This window comes from Leifsonia poae, from assembly GCF_027921845.1.
Classification (GTDB): domain Bacteria; phylum Actinomycetota; class Actinomycetes; order Actinomycetales; family Microbacteriaceae; genus Leifsonia; species Leifsonia poae.
On sequence record NZ_BSEN01000001.1, the window covers coordinates 2079 to 15612 of the forward strand.

11 protein-coding genes and 2 riboswitches are annotated in these 13534 nt (G+C 70.5%); of the genes, 7 read left to right on the top strand and 4 right to left on the bottom strand.

All coding sequences use genetic code 11. The features are described 5' to 3' along the window. Positions 1-46: 46 nt before the first annotated feature. Genes gcvP through gcvT form a run of 3 tightly spaced genes read right to left on the bottom strand, consistent with a single transcriptional unit; the run spans position 47 to position 4553 of the window. Positions 47-2995 (bottom strand): aminomethyl-transferring glycine dehydrogenase, encoded by a 2949-nt coding sequence (gene gcvP / locus PKE84_RS00015; RefSeq protein WP_271175147.1) that lies wholly within the window; start codon positions 2993-2995, stop codon positions 47-49. A gap of 14 nt (positions 2996-3009) precedes the next feature. After that, positions 3010-3381: a glycine cleavage system protein GcvH gene (gene gcvH / locus PKE84_RS00020; RefSeq protein ID WP_271175148.1), complete on the bottom strand. Its 372-nt coding sequence runs from the start codon at positions 3379-3381 to the stop codon at positions 3010-3012. Positions 3382-3383: 2 nt separating this feature from the next. Next, the gene (gene gcvT / locus PKE84_RS00025) at positions 3384-4553 is read right to left on the bottom strand and encodes a glycine cleavage system aminomethyltransferase GcvT (protein WP_271175149.1); all 1170 of its coding nucleotides are present in this window, start codon (positions 4551-4553) and stop codon (positions 3384-3386) included. 64 nt (positions 4554-4617) lie between these two features. After that, positions 4618-4717, bottom strand: a riboswitch (glycine riboswitch). Between the two features lies 1 nt (position 4718). Further along, a riboswitch (glycine riboswitch) is annotated at positions 4719-4819 on the bottom strand. A 234-nt stretch (positions 4820-5053) separates the two neighbouring features. Here gcvT and PKE84_RS00030 point away from each other — a divergent pair. The 7 genes from PKE84_RS00030 (at position 5054) to PKE84_RS00060 (ending at position 12839) form a co-directional block, all read left to right on the top strand. Beyond that, entirely contained in the window at positions 5054-5863 is an 810-nt protein-coding gene (locus tag PKE84_RS00030) for an NUDIX hydrolase (RefSeq protein ID WP_271175150.1), read from the top strand. Beyond that, positions 5860-7158, top strand: a complete 1299-nt coding sequence (gene nadA / locus PKE84_RS00035; RefSeq protein WP_271175151.1) for a quinolinate synthase NadA — start codon at positions 5860-5862, stop codon at positions 7156-7158. The genes PKE84_RS00030 and nadA overlap by 4 nt, the downstream gene beginning before the upstream one ends. Position 7159: 1 nt before the next feature. Continuing rightward, entirely contained in the window at positions 7160-8725 is a 1566-nt protein-coding gene (gene nadB, locus PKE84_RS00040; protein WP_271175152.1) for an L-aspartate oxidase, read from the top strand. Beyond that, positions 8719-9591 carry a carboxylating nicotinate-nucleotide diphosphorylase gene (gene nadC, locus PKE84_RS00045; protein WP_271175153.1) on the top strand — a complete coding sequence of 291 codons (873 nt, stop codon included), beginning with the start codon at positions 8719-8721 and terminating at the stop codon, positions 9589-9591. The genes nadB and nadC overlap by 7 nt, the downstream gene beginning before the upstream one ends. Continuing rightward, positions 9588-10730: a cysteine desulfurase family protein gene (locus PKE84_RS00050; RefSeq protein ID WP_271175154.1), complete on the top strand. Its 1143-nt coding sequence runs from the start codon at positions 9588-9590 to the stop codon at positions 10728-10730. Before nadC ends, PKE84_RS00050 begins: the two co-directional genes overlap by 4 nt. Positions 10731-10829: 99 nt before the next feature. After that, positions 10830-12416: an MDR family MFS transporter gene (locus PKE84_RS00055; protein ID WP_373877089.1), complete on the top strand. Its 1587-nt coding sequence runs from the start codon at positions 10830-10832 to the stop codon at positions 12414-12416. A gap of 63 nt (positions 12417-12479) precedes the next feature. Then, positions 12480-12839, top strand: coding sequence for an iron chaperone (locus tag PKE84_RS00060; protein ID WP_271175155.1), 360 nt, complete (start codon positions 12480-12482; stop codon positions 12837-12839). Between the two features lie 86 nt (positions 12840-12925). Here PKE84_RS00060 and PKE84_RS00065 read toward each other — a convergent pair whose 3' ends face one another. Continuing rightward, positions 12926-13495 (bottom strand): carboxymuconolactone decarboxylase family protein, encoded by a 570-nt coding sequence (locus PKE84_RS00065; protein ID WP_271175156.1) that lies wholly within the window; start codon positions 13493-13495, stop codon positions 12926-12928. Between the last annotated feature and the right edge of the window lie 39 nt (positions 13496-13534).

Below are 13534 nucleotides of genomic sequence, written 5' to 3' on the forward strand. Positions count from 1 at the left end.
TCGATTGCGTGTGCCGCGGGATGCGGGCGGGACGGGACGGGAGAGGCTAGGCGAAGGCCTCGGGCGGCGGGCAAGCGCAGAACAGGTTGCGGTCGCCCCACGCCTGGTCGATGCGGCGCACCGGCGGCCAGTACTTGCTGCGCACCAGTCCCGGCACCGGGTAGACGGCCTGCTCGCGCGTGTACGCGTGCTCCCATTCGCCCGAGATGACCGACTCCGCCGTGTGCGGCGCGTTGCGCAGCGGGTTGTCGTCGGAGGGCCAGTCCCCCGCCGCCACGGCGTCGGCCTCGGCCTTGATCGCCACCATCGCGGTCACGAACCGGTCGAGCTCGCCGAGGTCTTCGCTCTCGGTCGGCTCCACCATCAGCGTGCCCGCGACCGGGAAGCTCATGGTGGGCGCGTGGAATCCGAAGTCGATCAGGCGCTTGGCCACGTCGTCGACGGTCACGCCGGTCGACTCGGTCAGCGGACGGACGTCGAGGATGCACTCGTGCGCGACCAGTCCGTTGTCGCCCGCGTACAGCACCGGGAAGTGCTCGCGGAGTTTCACGGCGACGTAGTTGGCCGCGAGCACGGCGGCTCCGGTCGCGTCGCGCAGCCCCTCGGCGCCCATCATGCGCACGTAGGCCCAGCTGATCGGCAGGATGCTCGGGCTGCCGTACGGCGCGGCCGAGACCGGTCCCCCGGCGTGCTCGACGACGCCGCCGCCGGCGAGGTAGTGCTCGGCGCTCTGGGCGAGCGGGTGGCCGGGCAGGAACGGCGCGAGGTGCGCCTTCGCCGCGACCGGACCGACGCCGGGGCCGCCGCCGCCGTGCGGGATGCAGAAGGTCTTGTGCAGGTTGAGGTGGCTGACATCGCCGCCGAAGTCGCCGAAGCGTGCGTAGCCGAGCAGCGCGTTGAGGTTCGCGCCGTCCACGTAGACCTGGCCGCCCGCGTCGTGCACGGCCTGGGTGATCGCGACCACCTCGTGCTCGTAGACGCCGTGCGTCGACGGATACGTGATCATCAGTGCGGCCAGGGTGTCGGCGTGCTCGGCGATCTTGAGGCGCAGATCGTCGAGGTCGACGTTTCCGAGCTCGTCGCAGGCGACGACGACGACGCTCATTCCGGCGAGGACCGCCGACGCCGCGTTGGTCCCGTGCGCGCTCTGCGGGATGAGGCAGACCGTGCGCTGCAGGTCGCCGCGCGAGCGGTGGTAGCCGCGGATGGCCAGCAGCCCGGCGAGCTCGCCCTGGCTTCCGGCGTTCGGCTGCAGCGAGACGGAGTCGTAGCCGGTCACGTCGGCCAGCCAGGTCTCCAGCTGGTCGATGAGGGCGAGCGAGCCCTCGACGTCTTCGCGCGGGGCGAACGGGTGCAGCGCCGCGAACTCGGGCCAGGTCACGGCCTCCATCTCGGTCGCCGCGTTGAGCTTCATCGTGCACGAGCCGAGCGGGATCATGCCGCGGTCGAGCGCGTAGTCCTTGTCGGCGAGGTACTTGAGGTACCGCATCATCGCCGTCTCGGAGTGATGCGTGTTGAAGACCGGATGCGTGAGGTAGTCGCTGGTGCGCGCGAGGGACGCGTCGAACGAGCGGAGGCTCAGCGGCGCGTAAGCCGACCAACCGGAGTCCGCCGACTCGAACACGGCGGGATCGGCGTCGATGGCGGCCGGCTCGCCGGCATCCGGTGCGAAGATCTCGAGCAGCTCGGCGAGCAGCGGCGAACCGGAGCCGAGGTCGGCGGCGGTCTCCTCGTCGAACGAGACCGACACGGTGGTGTCGCCGGCCGCGTGCAGCAGGATGCCGCGCTCATGCGCTGCGGCGACGGTGGCCGCCGCGTCGGCGACCCGCACCTGGATGGTGTCGAAGAACGACTCGGACACGACGTCGACCCCGTGCTGGCGGAGCACGCGGGCCGCGATCGCGGCGGAGGCGTGCACCGTCTGACCGATCACCTTGAGTCCGCGCGGGCCGTGGTACACGGCGTACATCGCAGCCATCACGGCGAGCAGCACCTGGGCGGTGCAGATGTTCGACGTCGCCTTCTCACGGCGGATGTGCTGCTCGCGGGTCTGCAGGGTCAGGCGGTAGGCGGGCTTGCCGATGGCATCCTGCGAGACGCCGACCAGGCGGCCGGGGAGCTGACGTTCCAGTCCTGCGCGCACCGCCATGTAGCCGGCGTGCGGTCCCCCGAAGCCCATCGGGACGCCGAAGCGCTGGCTGGTCCCGACCGCGACGTCGGCCCCGAGCTCGCCCGGCGAGGTCAGGAGGGTGAGGGCCAGGAGGTCGGCCGCGGCGACGACGATCGCTCCCCCGGCCTTCGCCGTGGCGATGACCTCGGCGGGGTTCCAGACCCGGCCGGATGCACCGGGATACTGCACGAAGAGGCCGAAGGCGTCGGACAGTTCCGCGGCATCCGGTGCCGTCGTGGCGAGGTCGAGCACGACGAGTTCGATGCCGACGGCGTCGGCGCGGTTGCGCAGCAGCGCGAGCGTCTGCGGGAAGGTGTCGGCGTCGACGATGAACCGCGCGCTCTTCGACTTGGAGGCGCGGCGGGCGAGCAGCATGCCCTCGACGACGGCCGTGCCCTCATCGAGCATCGAGGCGTTGGCCGTGACGAGACCGGTGAGGTCGGAGACCATGGTCTGGAAATTGATCAGCGCTTCCAGGCGGCCCTGCGAGATCTCGGGCTGGTACGGCGTGTACGCCGTGTACCAGCTCGGGTTCTCGAGCACGTTGCGCTTGATGACCGCCGGGGTGATCGTGCCGTAGTACCCGAGACCGATCATCGAGCGGTTCACGGTGTTGCGCGAGGCGAGGGCTCGTAGCTCGCGCAGGGCGGAGCGCTCGCTCGCGGCCGGTGGCAGCACCGATCCGGCGTCGTCGGCGACGCGGATCGACTCGGGGACGGCGGCGGTGACGAGGTCGGTCACGCTCTCGTAGCCGAGGGCGGACAGCATGGTGCGCTGCGCGTCGCCGTCGGTGCCGATGTGACGCGTCTGGAAGAGGTCGGTCATCGAAAGTGTCAGCCTTACTCGCCGGTGATGGCGGCGTACTCGTCGTAGCTCAGGAGCGTGGGGAGCTGGGTGAAGGCGACCTTCACGAGCCAGCCCTCGCCGAACGGGTCGGTGTTGACGAGCTCGGGCGCGTCGACCACGGCGTCGTTGATCTCGGTGACGGTGCCGTCGACCGGGGCGAACAGCTCGCCGACCGACTTGGTCGACTCGATCTCGCCGACGACCTTGCCCTCGGCGAGCGTGCTGCCCACCTCCGGAAGCTCGACGAACACGACATCGCCCAGCTTCTCCGCCGCGTAGGCGGTGATGCCGACGGTCACGGTGTCGCCATCGACGAGCACCCACTCGTGCTCGGCGGTGTACTGCAGATCCTGGGGTGCGACCATGGCTAGTTCTTCTTTCTGCTGTAGAAGGGAAGGGCGGTGACGGTGAAACCGAGGCGCGTGCCGCGGACGTCGACGTGCAGTTCGGTTCCCGGCCGGGCGAAGCGCGGCGCGACGTAGGCCATCGCGATGGGGACGCCGATGGTGGGAGAGAGGGCGCCGGAGGTGACGACGCCGACCTTTTCGTCGGCGCCGTCGGTCGCGTCGGTCGCGTAGACCGGGTAGCCGGCGCGGGCCGCGCGCTTGCCGTGACCCATCAGCCCCACGAGCACAGGTGCCTCGGCATCCGGGCCATCCTCGCTCGCCGCGCGGCCGACGAAGTCGGTGTCCTTGGCGAGGTTGACGACGCGGCCGAGGCCGGCCTGGGCCGGGTAGGTGTCGAGGCCGAGCTCGTGGCCGTACAACGGCATCCCGGCTTCGAGGCGGAGCGTGTCGCGGCTGGCGAGCCCGGCGGGCACCAGGCCCTGCTCGGCGCCGGCCTCCAGCAGGGCATCCCACAGCTGCCTCGCGTTGTCAGGCGCGAGGTAGAGCTCGAAGCCGTCTTCGCCCGTGTAGCCCGTACGTGCGATGAGGATCGGGTGCGACTCGTAGAGCGCGGGAAGCGACCAGTAGTACTTGAGCGACGCGAGGCGGTCGCCGAAGTCGTCGCCGTCGTTCGCGCCGCCCTCGACCGCGAAGCCGGGGGTCGCCAGCAGGATGGAGAGGCTCGCCGGGCCCTGCACGGCGATGAGCGCGATGTCGTCGCTCTCGTCATAGACCTCGGCGTCGAATGGGGCGGTGCGGTCGCGCAGCTCCTCGACCACCTGGTGGCGGTTGGCGGCGTTCGCGACGATCATGTACCGGTCGTCGCCGGTGCGATAGACGACGAGGTCGTCGATGATGCCGCCGGAGCGCGAGAGAAGGAGGCTGTACTTCGCCTGGTCGATGCCGATGGCCGACAGGCGTCCGGCGAGCGCGTAGTCGAGGGCTGCGCCCGCCTCGTGCCCGAGTACGAGGATCTCCGCCATGTGCGAGAGGTCGAAGAGCCCGGCCGCCGTGCGCACCGCGTGGTGCTCGGCCAGATCGCTCGAATAGCGCACCGGCATCTGCCAGCCGGCGAAGTCGGTGAAGGAGGCGCCGGCATCCTGATGGGCGTCGTGCAGCGGTGAGAAGCGTTCCGCGTCGTTCGAGGTCATGAGTTCTCCGGTTCCGCCGGCCGTCGCCGGGAGTTGGGCGCTCGCCTTTCGGCGGCGTGAGAACTCCCCCTCTGTCATCCGGCCTGAGAGTTTCACCGCGCACAGGCGCGGCTTTCACCGTGGGCGAGAACAGCGTTGGTGCGCTGCTCTGCTTTTCAGAGTGGCCAGTCCGATGCGGTACGCGTACCTGAGAGATTGTCGGGGAGGATTGCTCCTTCGGTGCCGGTGACGCACGCTCTGCGCTCCGGCTCTCCCGCATCGGCCTCGATGGCCCAGTATTCAGTTGCACTCGCCGTCCGCGCGCAGGCGCGAACGAAGCCAGCATATCCGACCGCGGCCCCGAATCCGGACCATCGTGGGGCGGGATGCCGGCGCGAATGCGGCCGGATGCGCACCGCCTGTTCACCGGATGTCGCCGCGCGTTTGGAGTTCTGGTCGAGATGACACTAAGATCGGATCACACTTAGGGTCATTCTGACTCTTACCCGGATGGAGCGGCGATGTCGTCCAGCGAGAACCCAGAGGCACGGGCGCACGAGCCGGTGAGCGCGCTGCTCGCCGTCTCGACGGTCATCTTCGCGCTGCGCACGGACGAGCAGACGGGCGACGTGCCGCAGGTGTGGCTGCCGCTCGTGCGACGCATCCGGAGCCCGTTCGAGGGGCGCTGGGCCCTGCCGGGCGGCCCGCTGCACCTGGATGAGGACCTCCCGTTCGCGGCGGCCCGCACCCTGCATGACACGACCGGTCTGCGCCCGCGCTACCTCGAGCAGCTCTACGCGTTCGGCGACGTGCGCCGCTCGACCGCGGCGGACCGCGTGGTGTCGATCGTGTACTGGGCCCTGGTGCGCAGCGACGAGGCGTCGCGGGCGAGCGTGGGCGAGAACGTGCGCTGGTTCCCCGCGGACGACCTGCCCGAGCTGGCCTTCGACCACAATCTCATCGTCGACTACGCCCTCTGGCGGCTCCGCACCAAGATGGAGTACAGCCGCATCGCGCACGCCTTCCTCGGCGAGACTTTCACGCTCGCCCAGCTGCGCGAGGTGCACGAAGCCGTACTCGGCCGTGCGCTCGATCCGGCGAACTTCCGGCGCACCATCGAGGGCTCGGGAACCGTGGTCGCCACCGACCAGTACCTCACCGGCACGCGTCACCGGCCGCCGCGTCTCTACCGCTACAACGGCTCGATCGACCTCGCCGACCAGGGGCCCCTCCCCCGTCAGCGCCACCCGTTCGACGCACCACCAACCGCAACAGGCAGCACCGCAACAGGCAGTACCTCATCGGAAGAAGACGAAGGACACGCGAAATGAGCATCACCGCCTCGGTCGACACCACCATCCAGCTCATCGCGCGCGGCGAGCTCGAGGGCGACACCTGCACCCCCGACCTGGTCGAAGCGCCCTGGGAGTTCGACTCGCTGCTCCCGTCGTACGGTCCCGGCGCCTCCATGGCCGACCCGATCCCCGCCGCCGCGCCGCGCCAGGGCGAGCTGCCGGAGGAGTACCGCACGGCGAGCCCGGAGGAACTGCACGACCGCATCATGGCGGCGAAGGCGACGCTCGGCGACCGCGTCGTGACACTCGGCCACTTCTACCAGCGCGACGAGGTCGTGCAGTACGCGGATTTCGTCGGAGATTCGTTCCAGCTCGCGAACGCCGCGAAGGCGAAGCCGGAGGCCGAGGCGATCGTCTTCTGCGGCGTGCACTTCATGGCCGAGACGGCCGACATCATCTCGCGCCCGGAGCAGGCGGTCATCCTCCCCAACCTCGCAGCAGGCTGCTCGATGGCCGACATGGCCGACATCGACTCGGTCACCGAGTGCTGGGAGCAGCTCGAGGCGCTGTACGGAACGGAGCCGGATGCCCAGGGACGCGTCCCGGTCATCCCGGTGACCTACATGAACTCGTCGGCCGCGCTCAAAGGCTTCTGCGGCGAGCACGGCGGCATCGTCTGCACCTCGTCGAACGCCGAGACCGTGCTGAAGTGGGCGCTCGAGCGCGGCCAGCGCGTGCTCTTCTTCCCTGATCAGCACCTCGGGCGCAACACCGCTAAGGCGATGGGCGTCCCGGTCGAGCAGATGCCGCTGTGGAACCCGCGCAAGGCGTTCGGCGGCAACGACGTCGAGACGCTGTCCGACGCGCGCGTCATCCTGTGGCACGGCTTCTGCTCGGTGCACAAGCGCTTCACCGTCGGCCAGATCGAGCAGGCGCGTGCCGAGCATCCGGGTGTGCGGGTCATCGTGCACCCCGAGTGCCCGATGCCGGTCGTCGACGCCGCGGACGAGTACGGCTCGACCGACTACATCGTCAAGGCGATCCAGGCCGCGCCGGCCGGCTCCACCTTCGCGATCGGCACCGAGATCAACCTGGTGCAGCGGCTGGCCGCCGAGTACCCGCAGCACACGATCTTCTGCCTCGACGCGGTGGTGTGCCCGTGCTCGACGATGTACCGCATCCACCCGGGGTACCTGGCCTGGGTGCTCGAGGGACTGGTGCACGGCGAGGTCCTCAACCGCATCACGGTGCCGGCCGACGTGGCCGTGCCCGCCCGCGTCGCGCTGGAGCGGATGCTCGCGGCACGTCCCGACACGACGATGGCGGCCTGACATGGCCGACATCGTGGTGGTCGGCAGCGGCGTCGCCGGGCTCGTCGCCGCCCTGGAGGCGAGCCGCCGCCACCGGGTGACGGTCGTCACGAAGGCCGAGCTGTCGGAGAGCAACACGGCGTACGCCCAGGGCGGGATCGCTGCTGCCGTGTTCCCCGACGACACGGTCGAGGCGCACATCGCCGACACCCTCCGCGCCGGCGCCGGACTGGCCGTGCCGGAAGCCGTCGAGGTGCTCTGCGCGGAGGGTCCCGCGCGCATCCGCGATCTGATCGCGTTCGGCGTGGCCTTCGACCGCGCGGGAGACGAGCTCGCCCGCGGGCTCGAGGCCGCGCACTCGTCGGCCCGCGTGCTGCACGCCGGCGGCGACGCGACGGGGGCGGAGATCGAGCGGGCGCTCGTGCGCTCCGTGCTGGCCTCGGCGGCCCGGGTGGTCGAGCACGCGTTCCTCACGGAGATCGTCGTCGGCGACGGTACGGTGCGGGGCGTGGTGGTCTCGCGCGACGACGGCACGCTCGAGACACTCGAGGCCGACGCCGTGATCCTGGCGAGCGGCGGCGCAGGCCGGCTCTACGCGCACACGACGAATCCGGCGGTCACCACCGGCGACGGCGTCGCCGCCGCCTGGCGCGCCGGAGCCGCCCTGGCCGACCTCGAGTTCTACCAGTTCCATCCGACCGCCCTGGCCACCGGGGGCTCGTTCCTCATCTCGGAGGCCGTGCGCGGTGAGGGCGCGGTGCTGCTCAACCGGACGGGCGAGCGGTTCATGCTCGACGTGCATCCGGATGCCGAACTCGCCCCGCGCGATGTGGTCGCCCGCGGGATCGCCGTCGAGATGGCCGCACAGGACGGCGAGCCGGTGCTGCTCGACGCGACAGCCCTCGGCGCCGACTTCCTGGCGCGGCGCTTCCCGACGATCGACGCGGCCTGCCGGGCGGCCGGGCTCGACTGGTCGCGGCAGCCGATCCCGGTGACGCCGGCGGCCCACTACTGGATGGGCGGCGTCGCCTCCGACACGGCCGGGCGCACCACCCTCCCGGGCCTGTACGCGGTCGGCGAGGTGGCCTGCACGGGCGCGCACGGCGCGAACCGGCTCGCCTCGAACTCGCTGCTGGAGAGCATCGTCTTCGCACATCGCGCCGCAGCCGACCTCGCCGACGGCGTGCCTGCGCAGGCCGAGTGGGGCGGCCCGACCTGGCTCCGCGACGCAGGCAACGCGACCATCGTGCCGCTCGCCACGGCCCCGGATGCGACGACCGTCGACCGCGCCGCCCTCCAGGCCCTGCTCTGGGAGGCCGCCGGTCTCCATCGCACCCGCGAGACGCTCGAACGCGCCCGCCTGCGACTCGCGCAGTGGACGGCGGCGGACGCCCCTGCCGGCCGCGCCGAACGGGAAGACGCCAACCTGCTCGACCTCGCGCGCCTGGTGGTCGACGCCGCCCTCTCGCGGGAGGAGTCGCGCGGCGCGCACTTCCGTTCCGATTTCCCCTTCCCCGCCGCCGGACCCGCACGCCATTCGGTGAGCGGTACGGTAGCGGCCGACACCGAGGTGACCGTTCCATGCTGACCACTCAGATCATCGAGACGGTCGTGCGCGCCGCTCTGACCGAGGACGCGCCCTGGGGCGACATCACCTCCGAACTCCTCATTCCCGAATCGGCATATGCCACGGCCCGCCTGGCCGCGCGCGAGCCCGGCACCTTCTCCGGCGGCGCCGTCTTCGCCGCGGCCATGACCCTGACGGACCCCGCCATCACCGTGGAACTCGCGGTCGCGGACGGCGACGTCTTCGAGGCGGGCGACACCCTCGCGACCGTCAGCGGTCCGGCCCGCTCGGTGCTCCAGGCCGAACGCGTCGCGCTCAACCTCGTGCAGCGGATGAGCGGGATAGCGACCCTCACGGCGCAGTACGTGCGGGAGGCGGCCCACACCTCCGCGCGGATCGTCGACACCCGCAAGACGACGCCGGGCCTCCGCGCGTTCGAGCGGCATGCCGTGCGCTCCGGCGGCGGCCACAATCACCGGTTCTCCCTCTCCGACGCGGTGATGGCGAAAGACAACCACCTCGCGGTGCTCACCGCGTCATCCGGTCTGTCGGTGACGGATGCGCTGCTCGCCGTGCGTGCGCAGCTCTCGCACACGACACACCTGGAGGTCGAGGTCGACCGCATCGACCAGATCGCCCCGGTGCTCGCCGCGGGCGTGGACACGATCATGCTCGACAACTTCTCGATCGAAGAGCTGCGCGAAGGCGTCGCGATCATCGGCGGCCGCGCGGTCGTCGAGGCGAGCGGAAACGTCAACCTCTCCACCGTGCGGCACATCGCCGAGACGGGCGTCGACGTGATCTCGGTGGGCGCGCTCACGCACAGCGTCCGGTCGCTCGACCTCGGGCTCGACGTGATCGTGGCCGGGGAGCCGGCGACGCCGTGATCTACCTCGACGCGGCGGCCACCTCTGCGGTCCGCCGCGAGGTGCTCGAAGCGATGTGGCCGTATCTCACCGGCGACTTCGGCAACCCGTCGAGCCACCACACCGTCGGCGAGTCGGCGGCCCGGGCGTTGGCGGATGCCCGCGCGACCGTCGCGCAGTGGCTGGGCTGCCGGGCGTCGGAGGTCACCTTCACCTCGGGTGGGACGGAGGCGGACAACCTCGCGATCAAGGGGATCGCCCTGGCATCGCCACGCGGGCGGCACATCGTGACGACGCCGATCGAGCACGAGGCCGTTCTCGAATCGGTCGACTACCTGGTGCGGCACCACGGCTTCACCGTGACCACGGTGACGGTCGGCCCCGACGGGCTCGTCGATCCCGCCGTCTTCGCCGCCGCGCTGCGCCCCGACACCACGCTCGCGAGCGTGATGCTCGCCAACAACGAGGTGGGCACCGTTCAGCCGATCTCCGAACTGGCCGCGCTGGCGCACCGGCACGGCATCCCGTTCCACACCGACGCCGTGCAGGCGGCCGGCTGGCTCGACCTCGACGTGAAGACGCTCGGCGTCGACGCCCTCAGCGTGTCCGGGCACAAGATCGGGGCGCCGAAGGGCATCGGGGCGCTCTATGCGAGCGGCCGGCTTCCCGTCGAACCCGTGCTGCACGGAGGCGGCCAGGAACGCGGGCGCCGTTCGGGCACCGAGAACGTGGCGGGAGCGGTCGCGCTCGCCACGGCCGCCCGCCTCGCACTCGCGTCGCGCGCTGAGAACGCGGCTCGGGCGACAGCGGCGCGCGAGGCCTTCGTCGCCGCCGTGCTCGCCCAGGTGCCGGATGCGCGACTCACCGGGCACCCGTCGTCGCGGCTTCCCGGCGTGGCGTCGTTCGTGTTCCCCGGCACCAACGGCGAGACGGTGCTGCTCGAACTGGAGCGGCGTGGGATCGTCTCGTCGAGCGGGTCGGCATGCGCCGCTGGGAGCGACGATGCCTCGCACGTGCTTCTCGCGCTCGGCGTCGACGAGGATCTGGCGCGCACGGCGGTGCGGTTCTCCTGGGGACCGGAAGTGGACGAAGCGGCGCTGGTCGCCGTCGCCCCTGCTGTCGCCGATGCGGTGCGCACCGTGGCGGGCCTCGGCCGCTGACCCGCAATGCGAATGCATGGGTTACGCGGAGAGTGAACGGACCGATCGTTTACCTCGACGAAACCCCGGATGTCGGCACCCGTCGATACTGTGGAACGCGTGACTGAGAACACCTCACCCGCGCCAGAAGCGCTCGCCGACCCCGCCTCCGCCGACCTCCGCGTCGACGGTTCCGCCGCCGACGCCGCCGTGCGCGACGGGGGCACGACGCGGCAGGCCTCCCCCGCTCACACTGCCCCCGACTTCACTGCTCCCGATCACACCAAGCGCAACAACCGGGTGATCTGGCTGTTGCTGTCGGCGACCTTCGTCGTGATCCTCAACGAGACGATCATGTCGGTCGCCATCCCGACCCTGATCGACGACCTGAAGATCGACGCACTGGCCGCGCAGTGGCTGTCGACCGCCTTCATGCTCACCATGGCGGTCGTCATCCCGATCACGGGCTTCCTCCTGCAGCGCTTCAGCACGCGGTCGATCTTCATCGCCGCGATGTCGCTGTTCTCCATCGGCACGCTCACGGCGGCGCTCGCGCCCGGGTTCGCCGTGCTGGTGGGCGCCCGGGTCATCCAGGCGTCGGGCACGGCGATCATGCTCCCGCTCCTGATGACCACCCTGATGACCCTGGTGCCCGCGAACAAGCGCGGCCGCACGATGGGAAACGTCTCGATCGTGATCTCGGTCGCGCCGGCGATCGGCCCCACCATCTCGGGCTTCATCCTCAACTACCTCGACTGGCGCTGGATCTTCCTCATCGTGCTGCCGATCGCCGTGGTGATGCTGCTGATCGGCATCAAGTTCGTCGAGAACGTGACCGAGCCGGAGAAGGTCAAGCTCGACGTGTTCTCCGTCATCCTGTCGGCGTTCGGTTTCGGCGGCCTGCTCTACGGGCTCAGCCAGACGGGCGTGACCGACGGCGGGGCCGGAACATCGGTCGTGCTCTGGGTGTCGCTCGGAGTCGGTGTGCTGTCGCTGGCGGGGTTCATCGTTCGTCAGCTGCTGCTGCAGCGCCAGAACCGCGCGCTGCTCGACCTGCGCACGTTCCGTTCGCGCATCTTCACGGTGGCCATCGTGCTCATGGCGATCAGCACCGCATCGCTGTTCGGCGTGATCATCATCCTTCCGCTGTACCTGCAGCACGTGCTGCACCTCGACACGCTGGCGACCGGGCTCCTGCTGCTCCCGGGCGGAATCGTGATGGGGGTGATGGCGCCGTTCGTCGGGCGGCTGTACGACCGGTTCGGCCCCCGTGTGCTGGTGGTGCCGGGCGCGATCATCGTCAGCGTGGTGCTCTGGGCCCTCACCCTGGTCACCGATCACACGTCGCCCTACCTCATCCTCGCCGCCCACGTCGGCTTCAGCGTCGGGCTCGCCCTGATGTTCACTCCGCTGTTCACGGCGGGGCTCGGAGCGGTCACGCCGCACCTGTACTCCCACGCCAGCGCGATCGTGGGGACGGTGCAGCAGGTCGCCGGCGCCGCGGGAACCGCCCTGCTGATCGCGATCTTCTCGGCGCACACGGCCACCCTGGTGGCCGCCGGCGAGTCGGTGGACCAGGCGACGGCGGGAGGCGTGAGCATGGCCTTCCTCGCGGCGGCGATCATCTCGCTGTTCGCGGTGGTGGGGTCGTTCTTCATCAGCAAGCCGGCCGACGTGATCGCACCGGAAGGGGCGTTCGCGCACTGAGCCCGGTTCGCGCGCTGAGTTCAGGTGCGCGCACTGCCTCGGGCACCGGCGTACGGTGTTCGCATGGCACGAGGAGTCGACGCAGACACGGTCGAGGAGTATCTCGACAAGATCGATGAGCCGTTCGCGGGCGCACTGCGCACGGTGCGGGACCGCATCGCCGAGATCGTGCCGGAGTCCGAGCAGGTCATCAAATACCGCGTGCCGATCTTCCGCGTGCGCGGAAAGGACCTGGTCGGGCTCTCGGCCACGGCGAAGGAATGCAGTCTGCTGCTGATGAGCCCGCCCGCCGCGTCGGCGCTTCGGGGAGAGCTCGCCGAGGGGAGCATCACGGGCGCGACGCTGCACTTCGCGCCGGATGCGCCGCTCAGTTCCGCCACGCTGCGCACCATCGTCGACTACCGCCTGGGCGAGCTCGCCTGACCCGGCGCGGCGAGAGGTGCCGAATGTCGCTCATTCGGGGCGAATAGGCGACGGATCGCACCTTTCGCGGAGTCGGGGGCGCTGGGTCAGAGCGGCGCGAGCAGCGCGCCGCGGAGACGCTCGGGCAGGTCGGGCGGCGTGTCGGGCTCGACCGCCAGCGCCTGCAACGATCGGCTGAAGAAGCCGCGGGCCGACGCGGCGAGCGTGATGTCCACGATCTCGCGATCGGTGAAGCCGAGCTCGCGGAGCCGCAGGCTGTCGGCCTCCGTCATGTCGGCCGACGCCGTGACGACGCGCTCCGCGTACTCCATCATCGCCACCTCCGCCTCGGACAGACCCGCGTCGCGGTAGTCGCGGGCGATCCGCTCGAGCTGCTCGTCATCGATCAGGGCGCGCGTCTTGCGCCCGTGAGCCAGACGACAGGCTGTCGAGTGCAGCGCCTGCGCCGCCGCCAGCGTCACCAGTTCGTACCGTCGCTTCCCCAGCTGCGAGACGATGCCGCGGATGAGCTGCTCCCAGCCGGCGTACGCCTCCGGGTTCACGCTCATCACCCGCGTATGGCTCGCCGCATAGCCGAGGTCCTTGATGTCGGCCGCGTAGATCCGCGCGACCTCGCCCGTGACCTCGTCTTCGTCCGGCGTTTCGATGATCGTCATGATCGCCTCCTCGCGTGCTGGCGCATCCGAACTCATGCT

What these genes read in the sequence shown, in the direction of transcription:
- nadC (WP_271175153.1), top strand. Translation starts at nt 8,719, where the DNA reads ATGCTGACCACTCAGATCATCGAGACGGTCGTGCGCGCCGCTCTGACC.
- nadB (WP_271175152.1), top strand. Translation starts at nt 7,160, where the DNA reads ATGGCCGACATCGTGGTGGTCGGCAGCGGCGTCGCCGGGCTCGTCGCC.
- gcvP (WP_271175147.1), bottom strand. Translation starts at nt 2,995, where the DNA reads ATGACCGACCTCTTCCAGACGCGTCACATCGGCACCGACGGCGACGCG.
- PKE84_RS00060 (WP_271175155.1), top strand. Translation starts at nt 12,480, where the DNA reads ATGGCACGAGGAGTCGACGCAGACACGGTCGAGGAGTATCTCGACAAG.
- gcvT (WP_271175149.1), bottom strand. Translation starts at nt 4,553, where the DNA reads ATGACCTCGAACGACGCGGAACGCTTCTCACCGCTGCACGACGCCCAT.
- PKE84_RS00065 (WP_271175156.1), bottom strand. Translation starts at nt 13,495, where the DNA reads ATGACGATCATCGAAACGCCGGACGAAGACGAGGTCACGGGCGAGGTC.
- gcvH (WP_271175148.1), bottom strand. Translation starts at nt 3,381, where the DNA reads ATGGTCGCACCCCAGGATCTGCAGTACACCGCCGAGCACGAGTGGGTG.
- PKE84_RS00030 (WP_271175150.1), top strand. Translation starts at nt 5,054, where the DNA reads ATGTCGTCCAGCGAGAACCCAGAGGCACGGGCGCACGAGCCGGTGAGC.
- nadA (WP_271175151.1), top strand. Translation starts at nt 5,860, where the DNA reads ATGAGCATCACCGCCTCGGTCGACACCACCATCCAGCTCATCGCGCGC.